The organism is Acidobacteriota bacterium, from assembly GCA_039028635.1.
GTDB lineage: Bacteria > Acidobacteriota > Thermoanaerobaculia > Multivoradales > JBCCEF01 > JBCCEF01.
On record JBCCHV010000009.1, the window covers coordinates 20,094 to 38,369 of the forward strand.

The following is an 18,276-nucleotide window of genomic DNA, read 5'->3' on the forward strand; positions in this document are numbered from 1 at the left end:
CACCAACGCCGTGAATCCGCTGAAAGCTTCGCGTTGGTGCCGAAAGTCTAACAGATCGTGCCCTCTCCCAGAGCTTTTCAGGAGCCCCGGAAGGCTGCCGGCAAGGGCTTTCCTCGTTGCGGGATCACGCCCATTCTCAGGCCGGAGCTTGCGTCTCCTCGGGACCATCCTCGGAGCCGCCCGCGAGAAGACCTCGAAGCCGTTTCAGCTCGCGGGCGATGACCACCAGCGACAGGGCGATGCCGACCAGGTAGAGGCCCGAGAGGATGCCGGCGAGGGCGAGGTAGCCGGCGATCGGCAGCAGGGTGATCGCCAGGGCGACCTTGAGCACCGCATTGACGATGGCGATCTTGAAGGCGGCGTCGGGGCGGCCAAAGGCGAGCAGCGCCGGCCGGGTCCAGAAGAGCAGATTCGACAGGCCGAGTCCGATCAGCAGGAGGCGTACCACGGCCACCGCTGGCAAGAATTCCGGGCCGTAGAAGCGTTCGACGATCCAGGGCGCCAGCAGCGCCAGGGCGAGGCAGACCGGCACCACCCAGAGGGCGCTGATCTGGGTGCTACGGAGCAGGATCTTGCGCACTGCGCCGGCGGAGCGTCGGGCCACCGCCTTCGAAAGCTCCGGATAGACCGACTTGACCATCGGCGAAGCGGCGGCGAAGGGTACCTTGAGGAGGGACATGGCGAGCTTGTAGTAACCGGCCTCGGTGGGGGTCTGGAAGAAGGAGATCCACAGCAGGTCGGCTTCTTTGATGATCAGGCTCAGGGTGGCGCCGAAGTTGGTGAACAGGGTGAAGCGGCGCATCTCCCGCCAGCGCTCGCCAAGCAGGCTCCAGGAGGCCTTCCACCAATCGGCACCGAGCTGCCGGACCGCCTCCCGGTGGGTGGCGACGAGGCTGGCGATGGCGATGGTGCCGTGGCCCAGCAGATAGGCGGCGATGACCTCGCCGAGGCCGCCGTCGAGGAGGCTGGCGGCGACCACCGCCAGCAGGATGATCAAGCGCCGCAGGACGTTGAAGCGGGCCTGGAGGGCGAAGCGATCGAAGGCCTGGAGGGCGCCGGTGGTCGATTCGATCATCGCTTCGGCGAGCACGATGAGACCGTAGGTGATGATCCAGCGGGCCGCCTGCGGGTCCCCCAGGAAGCGGTCGGCGGTCCACGGCGCGAGGGCGGCGATGAGGAGGAAGGCGACGCCGGCGGTGACCCCTTCGGTGAGCAGGGCGCCCTTCAGGACCGCCCCGCCGAGCTTGGGGTCTTCGCTCTCCTGGGCTTCCGCCAGGTACTTGACCACGAACTCGTTCATGCGAAAAGACAGCAGGCGCTTGGTGACCGTCACGATGGTGATGACGATGCCGAGGACGCCGAAGGTGGCGACGCCCAGCAGGCGGGCGACGACGATGCTCTCGACGAAGGCCAGCGGCATCGACAGGCCGCGGGCGCTGAGCAGCCAGAGGGTGTTGCCGAGGATGCGGCGGGTGACCGACCGCTCGGCGCTCATGGAGGGCAGAGGACGGGGCTCAGGCGCTCGGCGATGTGGCCCGCCAGCTCAGCGTTGAAGGCGGCCGAGTAGTGCACCCGGTCGATGTAGAAGAGGTCTTGGCGGCCTTCTTGGACGTCGGCGAGCCACAGGAACTGGGGATCTTCTGGATCGCGCTCGCGGTCCATCCGCTGGTAGACCCGAGCCAGCAGCTCGGCGGCGGGAATGCCGGTGTCGGCGAACAGGTGGTGCTCGAGGTCGTAGCCCCAGGCCGGTACCGGCTGCCAGACGAAGAGAGCGTGAGCTCCGGCGGCCTCGGCCGTGGCGGTGGTCAGTTGGCGATTGCGTCGCCAGCGCTCGAGGACCTGCGGGGCGCGACCGGGATCGCCGGCGGTCACCGCGTCGGGGCCGGTCGGCTGCAGCCGGCGAAGGAGACGGAACAGCGCCAGGGTCTTGACGGCGCGGCGCCGCACGGAGGTGTCGCTCTCGTCCATCAACGCCGCCAGGCGGCCGGTGAACTTGGGCTCGTCGCGGTCGTAGAGGGTGTCGTTCAGGCCATCGAGGAAAACCGCCGCGCGCGGCACCTGGCCGGCCGACAGGAGCTGGGTGAAGAGGATGCGCTCCTGGGTGCTGTAGTAGTTGGAGCGCGCCAGGTTGTAGACCGGCAGCGGCCGTCCGCAGGTGGCTTCGAGGTGGCGGCCGAGGGCCGCCGGCAGGGTCTCGTGATCGGCGACACCGTAGCCGAAGGCGGTCGATCCACCGAAGACGAAGACCGATTCTTCGCCTTCCCGGGGCGGCCAGTCGGGGTCTTCGGGCCCCTGCCGAAAGCCCGCCGATGAGACGTTGACGAAACGCCCGCTGAAGGCCTGCTCGCGGAACTGGACGTAGGGCTCGTAGCGGTAGGTCCGGTTCCAGGTCTCGTCGAGGAGCTGGCGGCGATCGTCTTCGCTCCAGCCCGGATAGGCCTGCGCCAGGACCTCGTCGCGGTAGAGCTGGGAGCCGGACCTCTGCGGCAGCAGCGCCAACAGCAGGGCTGCCGCCAGGTTGATCAGGAGCAGCGTCAGCAGGCCGTTGAGCACCATCAGGGCGCAGCCGCGATAGGCGCCGACGAGGCGTGGCGCGGTGCGCTCCCGAGGGCTCATGGGCCCTCGCCCGGGGGCAGGCCGAGGTGTGGCCGCAGCCCGACCAGGTCGGCGACCCGCGGCACCTCCTCGGCGGCGAAGACGGAGCCCAGCTCGCGACCCACGAATCGGGTGCCGACGGCCTGGGCGGCGCGCAGATCGGTCATGCCGTCCCCCACCATCACCACCTCCCGCGGTGCCAGCCGGTGGCGTTGGAGGAGGTCTTCGAGGATGGCCTCCTTGGGCCGCGGCGCGCCGTGGACCTCGGCGAAGTAGGGGCCGAGGCCGCGCTCGGCGACGATCTGGCGCAGCTCTACCTGCGGTGTGCCGCTGGCGACGAAGGCGGGCAGCTTGCCGACCAGGTCGGCGAGCACCTGCCGGGCGCCGGGGACCATCGGGCAGGCCATCACCTGCTCGAGGGCGATCGCCGAGTAGCGTTCGCCGAGCTGGCGCGAGGCTTCGTCGCTCAGCGGCTCGGCGAAGAGCTCACGGTAGATCCACTCGAACTTGCGGTAGCGCGACAGACCGACGTTTTCGAGGTGGTGGCGCAGGATCGCCTCGCGGTGCTCCGGCCGGTCGGCGAACAGGTCGGCGAAGGCGCGGGTCTTGATCTCGGTCGACTCGAGGATGACGCCGTCGAAATCGAAGACCACGGCGCGCAGGGGCGGGGTCGTCATCGCGGACCTACAGATCCTTGATCTTCGGCAGTTGCGACAGCCACCACTGGGAGAAGCTGAGATCGAGGTGGGTGTGAATATCGCGGCCGGTGACCCAGTTGCGCACGATCGGCTTGCTGCGCTTGCCCATCCACCACCAGGGGTTGGGACCTTCGCGGCGCTGCACGCAGTCCTTGCGGAACGCCCATACGCCCTGGTCGTAGTAGTAGGCCCGCGGATAGGACTGGCGCTCCGTCGAGACGTTGCGCTCGCCACCGTAGGGGCGCAGCAGGCCGTCGGAGATCTCCATGGCGCGCAGGGGATGGTCGTCGGCCGCTTCCCAGACGGTCATCACCGAGTCGAGGTCGTCGGCCGCCTCGAGGGTTTCGAGGCAGTGATCGAGCAAGGGTCCGTCGATCATCACCGTGTTGCCGAGCAGGAGGACGATGTTGGCAAGTCCCGCGTAGCGCTCGTCGACCCATTCGACGGCGTGCTTGATGACGTCGCCGTGATTGACCGTGTCGCCACCGAGCTCGTCCGGTCGCTCGATTACCTCGCAGCCCAGGTCGCGGGCCGCCTGGGCGATGCTGTCGCCATCGGTCGAGATGAAGACGCGGTCGATGCGCTGGGCGTCGAGGGCCGCCTGCAGCGGGTAAGCGACCAGCGGTTTACCGTCGACCGGAAAGACGTTCTTATCGCGAATCGATTTGCTGCCGGCGCGGGCGGTGACGATCGCCGCATTGAAGGGGGCGGCGTTGGAGGTCGAGGTCACGACGTGGGCTCCGCGGGTTGGTTCTCGGGGTTCTCGCCATCGAGCTGCTCGAGCAGCTGCAGGATGCCCTGCCCCATGTCGACGGAGAGGTTCGAGGTCAGTTTGTGGCCGGTGCGCGGGCTGTAGGCGTAAGGGGTGACGCGATAGTGACCGTCGCCCTCGGCCGCCCGGTAGTCGACCTCGATCCGGCGGCCGAGAATCTCTTCGAACATGGTGAAGAGATCTTCGAGGCGGGTCGAGGTCGGGCCGGTGAGTACCAGGTGCTGGTTCTCGTGGGCCGGATCGAGGGCGTCGACGCTGAGGCGCGCGGCGTCGCCGACGTGAATGTAGTCGCGCCGGTCGTCGGGCCGGCCGCTGTGGACGATACGGCCCTCCTGGCGGGCCTGGCGCAGCAGGTGGTAGAAGCCGTTGCTGGCATCGGCCCGCGGGCCGTACAGGCTCCCGTAGCGCAGGATGGTGTAAGCGAGGCCGGACTGACGCTGGAACTCCTCGATGAAGGCCTCGCAGGACTGCTTCGAGCAGCGGTAGAAGCCGCCGGCGCGGCTGTAGACGTAAACCGTGCTGGCGAAGACGAAGCGGCGGGCGCGATGGGCGCGCGCCGCTTCGAGGGCGTGGAGGGTCCCGAGGATATTGAGCTTGGCGGCGTCGTGGGGCCGCGAACGGGCCTCGTTGAGGTCGGCGAGGGCGGCCAGGTGATAGACCACGTCGCAGCCCTCGGCGGCGGCCATCAGGGCGTCGGCGTCGAGGATGTCGCCTTCGACCATCTGTTGGTCAGGGCGTCGATAGGGAGAGGGTTGGCGGTCGAAGAGGGTGACTGCGAAGCCGCGTTCGCTCAAGGTGTCGGCGATATGGCTGCCGAGGAAGCCAGCGCCGCCGGTGACGAGAGCGCTGGGGGCGTCGGGGACGTCGCTCATCCCGCTCCTCCCGCGGCGAAATGAGCGATCACCTTCTCCGTCGCCTCGAGCTCCATCGCCACCCGGCACTCGGCGGCGTAGGAGCCGATGTGGCTGGTCAGAAGGACGTTGTCGAGGTCGGTGAGGGGACCTTCGTAAGGTTCGTCTTCGAAGACGTCGAGGTGGGCGCCGGCGAGGTGGCCGGAGGAGAGGGCTTCGGCGAGGGCGGCCTCGTCGACCACGCCGCCGCGGGCGACGTTGACCAGCACCGCGCCGGGCAGCATGCTGGCGATGGCGTCGGCGTCGAGCAGTCGGCCTCCGGAAACGTGCAGGGTCACGACCTCGGACCTTTCGAGGAGCTCCGCCAGGCCAACCCAGCGCACGTCCTCGAGGGACGGATCGGGCTCGAGATCGTGGGCCAGGAGCTCGACCATGAAGGGCTGCAACAGGCCGCGCAGGTAGCGCCCCACCCGTCCCATGCCGACAATGCCCACTCTCTTGCCGAAGAGCAGCCTGCCCATCGGCTTGGTCCACTGGCCGGCGCGCACCCGGCGATCGGCGAAAGCGATCTGGCGCAACACCGCCAACATGCCCGCCAGGGTGAGCTCGGCGACCGCCGGAACGTGGGCATCGGGGGTGTTGAGAACTTTGATGCCGAGCTCTTCTGCAGCGTCGAGGTCGACGCTGTCGAGGCCGGTGCCGACGCGCGAGATGATCCTGAGGCGTGGCGCCGCGGCGAGAATTTCGCGGTCGAGACGCTCGGTGCCGGCGATCAAGCCGTCGGCGTCGGCCAGCAGCTCACGGCTTTCGGCCGGCGTCAGTTTGCGGCCATGGGGATTCAGGATCACCTCGCAGCCGGCGTCGGCGAGGAGATCGAGGGGATGGCGCGAGATCTTGCCGAAGGACGAGGTCGAGATGACGACGCGTTTCATGGCCGGGTGCTCTCTTCTGATCCGCCGTCGCGGGTCAGGCCTTGACCACCTTGGCGTGGGGCTGGCGATAAATGCCGCGGGTGTCGACAACCAGCCCGGCATGCTCGAGCACGGCGTCGTAGTCGACGTCGCGATGGTCGGTCACCAGCAGCACCGCGTCTTGGGCGGCGAGGGTCTCGGCGGTGAGCTCGACGGAGCGCATCGGTGGCAGATCGGGCCAGGTGCGCATGCGCGGTGCCTCGGGAATGTAGGGGTCGTGATAGCTCACTTCGGCGCCCATCTCGAGGAGACGCTCGAGAAGCTCGAAGGCCGGGCTCTCGCGCGGATCGGCGACGTTCTTCTTGTAGGCGATGCCGAGCATCAGAATGCGACTGCCGCGCACCGGCAGGCGGCGCTCGTTGAGGGCGCTCTGCAGCTTGTCGAGGACGTAGGCCGCCATGGTGACGTTGATCTCGCCGGCGAGCTCGATGAACTTCGGCGACATGCCGAACTCGCGCGCCTTCCAGGACAGGTAGAAGGGGTCGAGGGGAATGCAGTGCCCACCCCAGCCCGGGCCGGGATTGAAGCGCATGAAGCCGAAGGGCTTGGTCTCGGCGGCGTCGAGGACCTCCCAGATGTCGATGCCCATGCGGTCGTAGATGATCTTGAGCTCGTTGACCAGGGCGATGTTGACGGCGCGGAAGATGTTCTCGGTCAGCTTGGTGGCCTCTGCCGTGCGCGCCGACGACACCCGCACCGTCTGTGGCACGAGCTGGTCGTAGAAGGCCTGGGCGAGGCGGGCCGCCGCGTCACCGACGCCGCCGACCACCTTCGGGATGGTGCTGGTCGAGTGACTCTCGTTGCCGGGATCCTCGCGCTCCGGCGAGTAGGCGAGGAAGAAATCTTCGCCGCAGGTCATCGCCTCGCTCTCGAGGAGGGAGCGCAGCAACCCTTCGGTGGTGCCGGGATAGGTGGTCGATTCGAGGATCACCAATTGGCCGCGACGCAGCGTCGGCCGAATGCGCTCGGCGGTGGCCTCGATGTAGCTCATGTCCGGCTCGCGCTGGGCGGTGAGCGGCGTGGGTACGCAGATCAGCAGCACGTCGGGCTCGCCGAGGCGGCCGAAATCGGCGGTGGCGGTGAGGCGGCCGGCGGTCACCAAGGGGGCGATGCGATCGGCCGGACACTGACGGATGTAGGTGTCGCCGGCCATCAGGGTGGCGACCTTGTCGCCGTCGACGTCGAAGCCGAGGGTCGGGAAGCCGCGCTCCGCCAGGGACAGGGCCAGCGGTAGGCCGACATAGCCGAGGCCCAGAATGCCGACCTGGGCCTGCCGTTGCTGGATTTTGGTCGCCAGCTCGGATTCGAGGAGAACCTCGGAAGGTGTCGTCGTCATGGATTGCTCGTTGGAATGGGTGAGGGGCAAACGAAAATCGCCCGCGTGCCGTCCTTCACACGCGAGCGATCCTATCTCAGCTCGACCTCCTTAGGAGGTAGGCCTTTGCTTCGACGGCCCATGCCTTGAGTTGCCGTGTGCTGAAGAGCACGCGGCTCCCGAGCGCTATAGCGCGAGGCGGCGGCCCTGGCCGCCGGGGACGGGGGAGAGAGCCAACGACATGTGCGTTGGCTCGAGGGGGGCGCCCAGAGCCCCCCTGAAGAAATCTAGCAGTCGTATAGGAGAAGTCGCTACGCGACTTCTCCTATGGCTGCTAGAAGCCTGTCGGACGGGTGGGCGACGGGTCCGGGTCGTCCGAGATGATGATCGTCGTGATGCCGCCGACGCCGACCACGGTGGCCGGCACCAGGAAGTCGCGCTTGTTGAACAGCGCCACCACGCAGGAGCGACAGACCTCGTCGGCGCGCGGAATCCAGGCGCTGTTGACGCGCGTGACGATGCCGTCGCAAAGCCAGTGGAAGACCTTCTTACCTTCCTGCCAAGGCGCGGTCTCGCCGATCGTCAGGTTGAGCGCCTCGCCGGCCTCCTGCGGCGTGAAGGCGACCTCGCACTCCTCACGCACCAGGGCGACCTTCATGTCCGACTTGGCGACCAGCTCGTTGCTGGCGTCGAAGACGGCGGCGTAGTACTCCGCCGGCTCGTTCTCGAGATCCTCCAGCCAGCGCTGGAAGGTGTCGTTGTCGAGGGCCGTCATCCAGGCCCGGTCCTCCGGGAAGCCGCCCACGGAGGCGCGCTCGCGGATGATCTCGTCGTCGAGGTCATCGTTGGGGTCACGGTCCTCGGAAGCCTCTTTGGCCTGCCACCAGGCGGCCCACAGCTCGTCCGACTCGACATCGTCCGGCGGATCGTCGAGCTCGTGCTCGCGCAGCTTGTGATCTTCGGGCCGCGGCAGGACGCCCCAATAACCTCCGGCGCTGGGGTTCATTCCCACCCAGTAGAAATCTTCCACTTCTTCGTGCATCCGCCGAAAGAACAGACGCACCGTGCTGCCGGCCGGATCGCCGGTCACTGTGGCCTTGACCACCGTGTTGCGCGCCAGCGGCAGGCATTCCACCTGCTCGACATCGACCGCAACGGTCTGGGCCGTGGCAGCCATCGGGGCCACCATAAGAATCACCCCGAGCACGCTCAGGGAGAGAGCTGTCCTTTTCATTCGAACCTCCTGGCAGTTCGATGCGAGTTATACCGGTCCGGCGGAATGCCGTCAACTTTATCGGATCTTTGGTATTCCTAACGTTTCGATAGTACGTGCTGCATTACTCGATTGCCGAGCTCGAGTCCCCGCCACCGCTGCCGAGAATCCGTTCGATATAGGTCTCGACGAAGGGAGTGCGTTTGAGATTGGGCAGGGCGCGTTCGAGGGCTTGTCGAGCCGCCGCCGCCTGACCGGCCTCGAAGTACGACACGGCCATGTAGAAGAGCAGCCCGTGGCGATCCTCGGGAGGGTCGCCGGCACGTTGGAAATAGCGTGACGCCTCGTTCCAGCGGGAAGCTCGGTAGAAGATCTCCCCGGCGAGTAGCTGGGCCTCGGCGATCGCCGGATTGCGGTCCGCGACGTCCGCCGCCAGCAGCGAGGCTTCGGTCAGGTCGCTGGCGGTGCGGGCTTCGGCCAGGGCTTGGCGCGCCTGGTCGAGAAGCTGACGGTCGCTAGTGGTCAGAGTCGCGGCCACCTCCAGCTCGCGGGTCGGAGGAACAGCGTCCGGGACCGGTGCCGGCAGCTTGGCGACCTCGCGCTCGATCTGGCGTCGCAGGCGATTGAAGGAGCGGTCGCCCTGAATGTTCTGGGGTAGCGCCTGCAGGGCGCCCTGGGCTTCCTTCCAGCGCTCGAGCTGGCGCAGGCAGTCGACGTGGGCGTAGGCGATCGGCAGATCGAGGCGCGAGCGCTCGCAGGCGGCGAGGTCGGGGACGGCGGCGGCGCAGGAGCCGAGGCGGGAATGGGCGATGCCGCGGACGCACAGGGCGCCCTGTTCCGTCGGGGTGCGATTCAAGATGCTGCTCGCCAGGACCACCGCCTGCTGCGGACGCTTTTGCTGCAGCTCGAGGCGCGCCAACAGCAGCGGCCAGCGATCGGACGTCGGCTCCTCGGCGATCAGACGGGTCAGGCGCTCGCGGCGCTGGCGCGGCGGCAGCTCTTCGATGCCGGCAGTCAGCCGCTGCCGCGCGAGATGGCTGAAGGCCTGGCTTTGGCGCAGCGTCTCGAGGGGCACGACCGTCGCCACCCGCGCCTCGAAGCGCTGACGCAGGTCGGCCGGGAGATCCGCCTCTCGGTACCAGCCGCGGCTTTCCTCGAGATCCTGAATGCGCTGGAAAGTCTGATCGAAGGCCAATCCGTCGCCGGCGGCATCCTCGGCCAGGGCGAGGCGGGTCAGGCTCTCGAGCAGCCGGTCCGGTTGCTCGAGAAAACCGAAGGCGGCGAGGCGGAGGTCGCGCACCGCCTGCTCGAGGCGTCCGCGCTCGAGGGCCAGGGCGCCGTCCCTCAAGCGCTGCTCGTAGAAGGAATCGGCGCTCGACTGGGCAACGGCGGCGGGTAGCCACAGGGTGCACGCCAGCAGCGCGGCGAAGACTCGGTTCGGTCGCCTCATGCTCGGGTCCTCGACCTTCCTCAGATGCTCGCTGGTACCGCCAGGGGGCGGTTCTCGACCACCGCCGTGGCGTTGGTCTCGGTCAGGTCACGGGCCGCTTCGTCGCCCCAGCGCTTGGCGATCTCGCGCCGCGCCGCCGACAGTCCCGGCGGCCGCCAGTCGACGCCGTGGGCATCGCTGGCCACGAACTGCACCAGCCCTTCGTCGATCATGGCGAGGCAGCGGTCCTTGGCCGGGCGTCCGACGTCGCCGGTGAGGCACATGGCGGTGATCTGGAAGTGGGCTCCCATTTGGCGCAGGCGGTGCATCAGGTCGAGGTCTTCGCGCAGCGCCGGAATGAACTCCGGGTGGGCGAAGATCGGCCGCCAGCCGGCGACCAGCAGCTCGTGGGCGAGACCGATGGCGTCGGGCCGGGGATCGTGGCGATCGAGCTCCACTAGCAGATAGCGCGAGCCGGCCAGGGGCAGCAGGCCGTGTCGCTCGTGGTCGGCCATCTCGTCGAGGAACTCGGCATTGACCCGCAGCTCGCCGCCCGGCAGCAGCCGGGGCAGGGCGCCGATGGCGTCTTGCAGATCGCGCCGCAGGGTATGGAGCCGGCGGGCGTCGCTGTTGTCCCAGCTCGGTGAGCGTTGATGCGGCGTGGTGATCATGATGCGCACGCCATCGGCGGCCGCCAGACGGCACATTTCGACCGCCTGGGCGAGGTCCTCGGCACCGTCGTCGATGCCGGGCAGGACGTGCGAGTGGATGTCGATCATCAGGCCGCCGAGTGGGTCGAAGTCGGCTCTTCCTCGCCGTAGGGAGCGACGTAGCCCTCGTAGCGTTTGCCGTAGCGGGCGCCGCCCGAACGATGACGGTTGAGGACTGCGCCGAGCAGTCGAACGTCGGCCATCAGCAGGCGATCACGGCAGGCTCGAACGTCTTCCCGCGGCACGTTGCCGGCGCGGAAGCAGAGCACCACGCCATCGGCCAGCGAGCCGCCGATGGTGGCGTCGGTGACGGCGAGGGCCGGCGGCGTGTCGATCAGCACGTAGTCGAACTGCTCTCGGGCCTGGTCCACCAGCGTGCCCATACGATCCGAGGCGAGCAGCTCGGACGGGTTCGGTGGTGTTGGTCCGGCCGGCGCCACGAACAGGTTGGGGACCACCGTGCGGAAGACGATCTGCTCGATGGCGGCGCTGCCGGTGAGATAGCTCACCAAGCCTTCACGATTCGACAGACCGAAGACCTGGTGTTGGCGCGGCTTGCGCAGATCGCCATCGAGCAGCAGGACGCGACGGCCGAGCTGGGCGAGGACGATGGCGAGGTTGCTGAGAGTGGCGGTCTTGCCCTCGCCGGCTTCGGCCGAGGTGATGGCGATGACGCGCAGCTCCTCGGCGGACGACAGCAGTACCGCCGTGCGCAGCGAGCGGTAGGCTTCGGAAATCAGCTGGCGCGGTTGGTTGTGCGGCGCTAGCTCGACCTGCACCGGTTCGGCCTTGCGCTTCTTTTCCGCCGCTCGGCCGTTCTTCTTGTCCCTCGAACGGCCGTAGCCGTAGCCATATCCGTAGCCGTAGCCATAACCGCGGGCGGTTTCCGAGACGTCGGGGATGGCCGCCAGCACCGGCAGACCAAGGATTTTCTCGAGCTCGCCGACGGTCTTCACGGAGCGGTCGAGGAACTCCAGGAGGAAGGCGAAGCCGAGGCCGAGGAGCAGGCCGCCGAAGCCGCCGAAGGCGACGCTGCGGGTCAGGCTGGGGCGGAACTTGCCGCCCGGGACCAGGGCGCGCTCGACCAGCTTGACGTTCGAGCCCGAGTCGTCGGTGCCGAACTCGAGGCTGCTGAAGCGCACCTCCGGGTTCTGCACCGTGAACGCCATCGAGGTTTCCGACTGCTTGCGCAGCAGCTCGTCGAGGAGCTGACGGCGGGTCTCGATCTCGACCCGCAAGTTCTCGACCCCGACGGAGGCGAGGTTCTGTTGCTCCGCCTGGCCGCGGGCGCGCTCGATCTCGCCGGCCAGCTTGGACTCCTGGCGGCGCAGGGTCTGGACCTCGGCGCTGGCGGCGCGCTTGGCGAGGTCGGCCTCGCGGCGGATCACGCCCTCGAGGTACTCGCGCTCCTTCTCGATGGTCGTTCGGAGCTCCACCAGCGGCGGCCAGTCGGGCTTGAAGTTCTGGCGCTGCGAGTCGTACTCGCGCTCCTTGACGGCGAGCTCCTTGCGCAGCGTGCTGACCAGGCCGTTCGACTGTTCGTCGGCGACGGTCTCCAGGGGGGAATTCACCAGCTCTTCGTACTCGGCCTGCTTCTCGATGCGATCGCGCACCACCCGCATGTAGTCCTCGTTGAGGGAGGTGAGGCGCTGCTGGGTGACGTCCGACTCCGGATTGCTGGTGACGATGCCCTGGCTGTGGTTGGCCGTCTGGAGCTCGCGCTCGGCGGTCTTGATCTCGTCCTTGAGGGTGGTGATCTGTTGATCGAGAAAGTTCGAAGCGCGGGTGACGTTTTCGGACTGGCTGGCGATGCTGCGGTAGATGTAGGTGTTGGCGAAGCCGTTGACCACCCGCGCCGCGAACTCGGGATCGTTGGCGACATAGCTCAGCTCCACCAGTTGGGTGCCGCGCTTGGGGTCCACCGACAGGCCGCCGAGGAGGCGATTCGCATAGCGGCCCAGAACGGCGTTGTCCTGATAGAAGTCAGGGCTCTCGTCGGCCGCCGAAGATGCCGTCAGCCCCGCCTCCCCGACAAAGGCCGGATCGTCGAGCAGGTTGAGGTTTTGGATCACGTCCTCGGCCAGGCCTCGGCTGCGCAGCAGGGCGTACTGGGTGGGGTAGTACTCCATGTTCCACCAGTTCTCGAGCCAGGGGGTCTGGCTGCTGGCGAAGGGCGTCAGGCTCTTGCGTTCGATCTGGATGGTGGCCTCGGCGCGGTAGGCCGGCGGCGTCAGCTTGTACTTGACCAGGGCGAGGGCGAGCACCGCCAGCATCACGGCCAGGATTAGCTGCCAGCGACGGGTCAAGCGCAGCGCCGTCTCGCGCAGATCGAAACCGCCTTCGGAGGGCGGCATCGGTGCTGCCGGCGGGGCGCTGTCTTCGAGGTCGTAGATCCCGGGATTGCTCAAAAGAACGACTCCTTGACGTAGACGATGTCTCCGTCACGCAGCTCCGGATCCGGATCCTGGCCGCCCAGGATGCGCTTGTAGTGGACCTCGATCTCCTGCTGACCGCCGGACGCCGTGCGCCGCTTGATCTGAATGCGCGGCGAGGCGCGATCGGTCAGGCCGCCGACCTGAGCGATCGCCGACAGCAGGGTGATGCGGGAAGTGCTCGGCACCTCGAGGGCGCCGGGAGTTGCGACCTCTCCGAGAAAGAAAACCTTCGCCTGCACCATGCGCTCGACGGTCACCAGGTCACCGGCGAAGAGCGGCAGGTTGACCTTGGGGTCGGCGCGGCCGAGCAGATCCTGTGCCCGGATCGTGATCTGGTCCGTCAGCCCGTTGTTGGCCCGGCGAAGAACGTGAATGGAATCTCCATGGCCTTCCGCCAATCCTCCGGCGGCGGCAATCGCTTCCAACAGCGTCCATTGACCGGAGAATTCCAGGTCTCCCGGCTTGGCGACGGCGCCGAGCATCGAGATCGGCCGCGAGCGCACTTCGAGCAGCTCGACGGTGACGGTGACGCTCTCGACGTAGTCGGCTTCGAGCAAGCGCTCGAGCTCGGCGGCGAGGCCGCGCCGGGTGTAGCCCTGCACCCGCACCTCGCCGATGATCGGCAGGCTGACGGTGCCGGTCGCCGAGACCCGCTGCTCAGTGTTGAGGTCCGGCACCTCGAGCACCTTGATATCCACCAGGTCGCGCGGCCCGATGCGGTAGTCGGACACCTGCTGCGCTGCCGTTAAGGCAGGCAGGCAGAAAGCCGCGAGCAGGGCGGCGAGGCAGGCCGGAAGGCGACGGATGGGTACAAGACACCGCATTTTCAGGATCTTAGTCCAGGCCATCGGCACAAGTCCATGGCTTGTCTTGGGGTGATCGCCGGACGGTGGAGCGTTTCGGGACCGCGCCGGGTGGCCGTTTCGCGCGCCTCGAAAAATGCGGAAATTGAGACTTTTATCAGCGCCAGAGGAGACGATCCGCCGACAGCGCGAGGCCGGTGCGCACGTTGAAGACGTCGCGATCCTGGCCGGGTACCGAGGAGTCGTACTGCGAATCCTCGGCGCGCACCGTCAGGGCGAGGGACTTGGTGATCTCGAAGCGCAGCTCGGCGCCGAAGGAGGTCAGGTCGTCGGTGCGCTCCGGAGCCGTCGGGAAGCGCCGCTCGTAGCGGTTCTCGCCCTGGTCCGCGAAGATCTCGAGGCGCGCCCGGCGGCCGAGCTTGCTGCCCAAGGCGACGCCGACGCGCTGCTCGTCGTAGTAGGCGTACTCCGGCAGCAGGGAGAGCACCGGGGTCTTGCTGCCGTAGATCCGCAGGTCGAGGCGCCAGCCGATCTCGAAGAAGGCCTGGGCGAAACCGGAGACTTCGTCGTAGGTGCCGAACTCGGAGGCCCCGATCGGCTCGAGATCGCGCTGGGCCAGCTCGACGTTGAAGGACGAGCGGCCGCCCTCGAGGTCGAGACCGATCACCGGCGAGGTGCCCTCGTTCGACAGGTCGCGGGCCGAGGAGGTCGAGTCGAGCTCGCTGTCCTCGGCGCCGAGGAACAGCCCGACGCGCTCCGACGGGCGGAAGCGCAGACCGACTCGGACACTCTGCTCGTCGCGGTCGAGGGCGGCGAAATCGGCCTGTCGCGGGTCCTCGAACTCGTCGCTCTGGTCGCGAATGCGGCGACTCTCGGCGCGGCCTTCGAGGCTCAGCTTGCCGGTCAGGCGGAGCGCCGCGTCGAGGGTGACGTGATCCTCCTGCAGCACCGTCGGCTGCGGGAACTCGGCGCTGAAGGTGCGCTGCGATTCCTGGCGGCCGGCGGTGGCCTGGATCTGCAGCCGGTTGTAGAAGCCGAAGAAGCCGGCGCCGTAGCGGCCCGCCAGCAGGCGGCGCTCGCTGAGGTCTTGCCAGTAGATGTACTCCGGGGTGAGGTCGAACACCCAATAGGTGTCGCTGCCGCTCGGCAAGTAGCCGGTGAGGCCGGCGCCGACCACGGCGTTGAAATCGGAGAACGACTCCTCTTCGCTGCCGGAGCCGGCGAAGACATCGTCGACGTAGGCCAGCTGGTTGATGCCGAACCAGGGCGACAGGCGCAGCGGGCCGAGGTTCCAGCGCGCGTTCTCCATCTCCTGCTCGATCACCGTTTCAGGGTCGGTGTCGCGCGAGTCGGGGCCCCCGGGCGGCGTATACTGGCGCCACTGCGCTGCGGCCGGCAGGGCCGCCAGGGCCCACAACACGCACAGGATCAGCATCGTTTTCGATCGCATGGAGGCTCTCCGAGGAAAAAGTCGGTCCGCGTCCCGGGGGACTTTCGCAGCGCGCATCTTAAGGCATCAGCCCTCGGCGCCGGCGCTCCTGCTGGCGCTGCTGTTGTTCTGGGCGCCGTTGCCCTTCGGCGGTGCCGAGCCCCTGGCCGAGCTGGTCCAGCGCCTGACCGTTTGTACCGTGCTGTTGCTGATCGCCTTGCGCGGTTATCGCAGCGGGCGCCTGCGCCACCTGCGCTGGCCTCTGCTGGCCTGCGCCGCCCTCGCCCTTCTCGCCCTGGTGCAATCGCTGCCCCTGCCCGGCGGTTTGGTCGCCACCTTGTCGCCGGAGCACGGCCGTTTGTTCGCGGCCGCCGGTGAGCTGTTGGGCGAGCCGGTGACGGCGGCCCTCTCCCTCGCCCCGTCGGCCTCGCGCTCGGCCGCCCTCGGCTGGGCCTTCGTGGGGCTCTATCTGCTGGCCGGGGGTTGGGTCGCCTGCCGGCGCCGAAACCGCCGCGGGTTGGCGCTGGCGGTTGCCGCGGTGGCTCTTTTCGAGATCTTCTACGGCACCAGCGGCTGGCTCTCCGGTGGCGCCGAGATCTGGGGCCGGGCGGCGCCGGCGACGGACACCCGCCTGCGCGGCACCTTCGTCAACTCGGATCACCTCGCGACCCTCTTCGAGCTGGTGCTGGCGATGGCCTTCGCGTGGGGTTGGTGGGCTCTGCGCCGCGGCCGTTGGTCCAGCTCCATCGAGCGTCGGTTGGCGCTGGCAGCGCCGCCTCTCCTACTCTGGCTGGCGGTTTTCGCCGGCCTGGCGTTCACTGGTTCCCGAGCCGGTCTGGTGGCGGCGGTGGTCGGCGCCGGGCTCCAGGGGGTGCTGCTGGCGGTGGCTTCGGGGCGAGCGCGGTGGGCGCCGGTGGGTCTGGTGGCGGCCCTCGCCGGGATCCTGGTGGTGGTCTTCGCCGGCCTCGGCCAGGGCTTCGGACGCCTGCTGTCGACCTCCGTCTTCGAAGTCGTCCGCGGTGGTCGGGCTCAAGCCTATGAAGCCTGCCTGGAGCTCTGGCAGCGCTTTCCGATCTTCGGTAGCGGCGCCGGCAGCTTTCGCGACGCCTTTCCCCTGGTTCAGCCGGCCACCCTGCCGGGAACCTGGCTGCATGCCCACAACGACCCGCTCGAGCTGCTGGTGACCCACGGCCTCCTGGGGATCTTGATCTTCGTCGCCGGAGCTTTCTGGCTGGTTCGCCGTCAGTTCCAGGTCTTGCGCTTCGGGGAGCGCTCCGAGGACCGCGCCACCGCCCTGGCGGCGCTCGGAGCCGTGGCCACGATGGCGGTCCACGAATGCTTCGATTTCGGGCTTACGGTGCCGTCGAACAGTCTCGCCTTCGCGGTGCTTTGCGGCGCCGCTCTGGTCGCCAAGACCGCCGATGAGGAGCCCACCCTGGCGGGAGGTGGAGGGCGATGAAGACGATGCGCCGGCGCCTCCTGATGCTGCTGGCGGCGCTGCCGGTGATGGTGCTGACCGCCGCGCTGCTCTATTGGCTCGGCATGGAGCGCTTCGAGCAGGATCCGCGCACCTTTTCGGAAAGCCTGCAGTGGGCCGTCGAGACCTTCACCACCACCGGCTACGGCGACGATGGCCGCTGGCGGCACCCGGCCTTGATCGGGCTCACCATCGGCCTGCAGTTCCTGGGCGTCTTCTTCGTCTTCTTGATCATCCCCATCTACCTGATCCCGGTGCTCGAGGCGCGCTTCGAGGTGCGGTTGCCGCGCCGTGCCGATGATCTCGTCGACCATGTCGTGATCTATCGCGATGGCCCTGCCGTCGCCACCCTGATGGATCGCCTCGAGGCCCTCGAACGGCACTTCGTGGTGCTGGAGCCGGACGAAGGCCGGGCCCGTCGCCTGTTCGAGGAGGGCCGGCGCGTCGTCCTGGGAGGGCTCGAGGGAGAGGCCCTGGATGGCGTCGGCTTGTTGCGGGCCGAGACCCTGATCGCCAACGACGACGATCACCAGAACGCCGCCTTCGTTTTGGCGGCACGCCAGATGGGTTTCGGCGGCGAAATTCTGGCGCTGGTCGACGATCCCTTCCATCGCCAGCCGATGCAGCTCGCTGGTGCCAGCGTCGCCTTCACTCCCAAGCACATGCTCGGCGCCGCCCTGGCGGCGCGGGCCAGCGCCCGCATCAGTCCGCGGGTCTCCGGGATCCACGACCTGGGGCACGTGCTGCAGGTCGACGAGGTGCGAGTCGCCGCCGACAGCGAGCTGGTCGGCCGCTCCTTGCGCGAGGCGCAGCTCGGCGGACGGACCGGAGGAACCGTCATCGGCCAGTGGAACAAGGGCCGCCTGGAGACCCCGGAGGCGGGCGAGCTGCGCATCGTGGCCGACGGCATCCTGGTCACCCTCGGCGACCGCCCCAGTCTCGACCGCCTGTCGAGCCTCGCCGGCGGCGGCAAAGTGCCGCGCCAGGGTCGGTTCGTGATCGGTGGCTTCGGCGAGGTCGGCCGCAAGGTGGTCCAGCTACTGCACGATGCCGGCGAAGAGACCACGGTGATCGATCGCGTCGCGTCTCCCGGCGTCGACGTGGTCGGCGACGTCCTCGACGAGGAAACTCTCATCGCCGCCCGCTTGGCCGACGCCCAGGGCCTGATCCTGGCCGTCGAAAACGATGCCAGCGCCCTTTTCGGAACGGTCATCGCCAAGAAGGTGGCGCCGGCCCTCGCCGTCATCGCGCGCGTCAACGAGGCCGAGAACGTCGATCGAATTCACCACGCCGGTGCCGACTTCGCGCTCTCCGTCAGCCAGGTCTCGGGACAGATTCTGGCGCAGCGACTATTGGGCGAAGAGGCGGTGGCGATCGATCCCCAGCTCGAAGTGCGCCGACGTTCCTCCGCCGGCTTGGTGGGGCGAAATCCGGGGGAGCTCGACCTGCGGCGCCTCACCGGTTGCTCGGTGGTCGCCGTCGAACGCGCTGGCGAAGTCCTGGTGGACTTCGCGCCGCCATTTCGTTTCGAGGCCGGCGATGCGGTCTATGTCCTCGGACCGGACGGGGTGGGCTGAG

15 protein-coding genes are annotated in these 18,276 nt (G+C 68.2%); 2 read left to right on the plus strand and 13 right to left on the minus strand.

What is annotated here, in order from left to right:
* Positions 1-136: 136 nt before the first annotated feature.
* The 13 genes from AAF604_05755 to AAF604_05815 form a co-directional block, all read right to left on the minus strand.
* Positions 137-1,495: an oligosaccharide flippase family protein gene (locus tag AAF604_05755; GenBank protein MEM7049141.1), complete on the minus strand. Its 1,359-nt coding sequence runs from the start codon at positions 1,493-1,495 to the stop codon at positions 137-139.
* Positions 1,492-2,616 carry a hypothetical protein gene (locus tag AAF604_05760; protein MEM7049142.1) on the minus strand — a complete coding sequence of 375 codons (1,125 nt, stop codon included), beginning with the start codon at positions 2,614-2,616 and terminating at the stop codon, positions 1,492-1,494. Before AAF604_05760 ends, AAF604_05755 begins: the two co-directional genes overlap by 4 nt.
* On the minus strand, positions 2,613-3,272 hold the full coding sequence (locus AAF604_05765) for an HAD family hydrolase (GenBank protein MEM7049143.1): 660 nt from the start codon (positions 3,270-3,272) through the stop codon (positions 2,613-2,615). Before AAF604_05765 ends, AAF604_05760 begins: the two co-directional genes overlap by 4 nt.
* 7 nt (positions 3,273-3,279) lie before the next feature.
* Positions 3,280-4,023 (minus strand): NTP transferase domain-containing protein, encoded by a 744-nt coding sequence (locus AAF604_05770; GenBank protein MEM7049144.1) that lies wholly within the window; start codon positions 4,021-4,023, stop codon positions 3,280-3,282.
* Positions 4,020-4,937 carry an NAD(P)-dependent oxidoreductase gene (locus tag AAF604_05775; GenBank protein ID MEM7049145.1) on the minus strand — a complete coding sequence of 306 codons (918 nt, stop codon included), beginning with the start codon at positions 4,935-4,937 and terminating at the stop codon, positions 4,020-4,022. Before AAF604_05775 ends, AAF604_05770 begins: the two co-directional genes overlap by 4 nt.
* A complete protein-coding gene (locus tag AAF604_05780; GenBank protein MEM7049146.1) occupies positions 4,934-5,848 on the minus strand; it encodes a phosphoglycerate dehydrogenase in 915 nt (304 codons plus the stop codon). Before AAF604_05780 ends, AAF604_05775 begins: the two co-directional genes overlap by 4 nt.
* A 34-nt stretch (positions 5,849-5,882) precedes the next feature.
* Complete coding sequence (locus AAF604_05785; protein MEM7049147.1) at positions 5,883-7,223, minus strand: nucleotide sugar dehydrogenase; 1,341 nt, start codon at positions 7,221-7,223, stop codon at positions 5,883-5,885.
* Between the two features lie 313 nt (positions 7,224-7,536).
* Positions 7,537-8,436, minus strand: coding sequence for a hypothetical protein (locus tag AAF604_05790; GenBank protein ID MEM7049148.1), 900 nt, complete (start codon positions 8,434-8,436; stop codon positions 7,537-7,539).
* Positions 8,437-8,539: 103 nt separating this feature from the next.
* Complete coding sequence (locus AAF604_05795; protein MEM7049149.1) at positions 8,540-9,865, minus strand: hypothetical protein; 1,326 nt, start codon at positions 9,863-9,865, stop codon at positions 8,540-8,542.
* Positions 9,866-9,885: 20 nt separating this feature from the next.
* The gene (locus AAF604_05800) at positions 9,886-10,623 is read right to left on the minus strand and encodes a CpsB/CapC family capsule biosynthesis tyrosine phosphatase (GenBank protein ID MEM7049150.1); all 738 of its coding nucleotides are present in this window, start codon (positions 10,621-10,623) and stop codon (positions 9,886-9,888) included.
* Positions 10,623-12,962 carry a polysaccharide biosynthesis tyrosine autokinase gene (locus AAF604_05805; protein ID MEM7049151.1) on the minus strand — a complete coding sequence of 780 codons (2,340 nt, stop codon included), beginning with the start codon at positions 12,960-12,962 and terminating at the stop codon, positions 10,623-10,625. The genes AAF604_05800 and AAF604_05805 overlap by 1 nt, the downstream gene beginning before the upstream one ends.
* Positions 12,959-13,813: a polysaccharide biosynthesis/export family protein gene (locus tag AAF604_05810; GenBank protein MEM7049152.1), complete on the minus strand. Its 855-nt coding sequence runs from the start codon at positions 13,811-13,813 to the stop codon at positions 12,959-12,961. The genes AAF604_05805 and AAF604_05810 overlap by 4 nt, the downstream gene beginning before the upstream one ends.
* A gap of 136 nt (positions 13,814-13,949) precedes the next feature.
* A complete protein-coding gene (locus tag AAF604_05815; GenBank protein ID MEM7049153.1) occupies positions 13,950-15,242 on the minus strand; it encodes a hypothetical protein in 1,293 nt (430 codons plus the stop codon).
* Between the two features lie 103 nt (positions 15,243-15,345).
* On the opposite strand from AAF604_05815, the gene AAF604_05820 reads away from it, so the two are divergent.
* Both AAF604_05820 and AAF604_05825 read left to right on the plus strand, forming a co-directional pair.
* A complete protein-coding gene (locus tag AAF604_05820) occupies positions 15,346-16,680 on the plus strand; it encodes an O-antigen ligase family protein (protein ID MEM7049154.1) in 1,335 nt (444 codons plus the stop codon).
* Complete coding sequence (locus AAF604_05825; GenBank protein ID MEM7049155.1) at positions 16,677-18,275, plus strand: NAD-binding protein; 1,599 nt, start codon at positions 16,677-16,679, stop codon at positions 18,273-18,275. The genes AAF604_05820 and AAF604_05825 overlap by 4 nt, the downstream gene beginning before the upstream one ends.
* The last annotated feature ends 1 nt before the right edge of the window (position 18,276 follow it).

Coding starts and splice junctions, on each gene's coding strand:
- AAF604_05755 (MEM7049141.1), bottom strand. CDS start 1,495: ATGAGCGCCGAGCGGTCGGTCACCCGCCGCATCCTCGGCAACACCCTC.
- AAF604_05760 (MEM7049142.1), bottom strand. CDS start 2,616: ATGAGCCCTCGGGAGCGCACCGCGCCACGCCTCGTCGGCGCCTATCGC.
- AAF604_05765 (MEM7049143.1), bottom strand. CDS start 3,272: ATGACGACCCCGCCCCTGCGCGCCGTGGTCTTCGATTTCGACGGCGTC.
- AAF604_05775 (MEM7049145.1), bottom strand. CDS start 4,937: ATGAGCGACGTCCCCGACGCCCCCAGCGCTCTCGTCACCGGCGGCGCT.
- AAF604_05780 (MEM7049146.1), bottom strand. CDS start 5,848: ATGAAACGCGTCGTCATCTCGACCTCGTCCTTCGGCAAGATCTCGCGC.
- AAF604_05785 (MEM7049147.1), bottom strand. CDS start 7,223: ATGACGACGACACCTTCCGAGGTTCTCCTCGAATCCGAGCTGGCGACC.
- AAF604_05790 (MEM7049148.1), bottom strand. CDS start 8,436: ATGAAAAGGACAGCTCTCTCCCTGAGCGTGCTCGGGGTGATTCTTATG.
- AAF604_05795 (MEM7049149.1), bottom strand. CDS start 9,865: ATGAGGCGACCGAACCGAGTCTTCGCCGCGCTGCTGGCGTGCACCCTG.
- AAF604_05800 (MEM7049150.1), bottom strand. CDS start 10,623: ATGATCGACATCCACTCGCACGTCCTGCCCGGCATCGACGACGGTGCC.
- AAF604_05810 (MEM7049152.1), bottom strand. CDS start 13,813: ATGCGGTGTCTTGTACCCATCCGTCGCCTTCCGGCCTGCCTCGCCGCC.
- AAF604_05815 (MEM7049153.1), bottom strand. CDS start 15,242: ATGCGATCGAAAACGATGCTGATCCTGTGCGTGTTGTGGGCCCTGGCG.
- AAF604_05825 (MEM7049155.1), top strand. CDS start 16,677: ATGAAGACGATGCGCCGGCGCCTCCTGATGCTGCTGGCGGCGCTGCCG.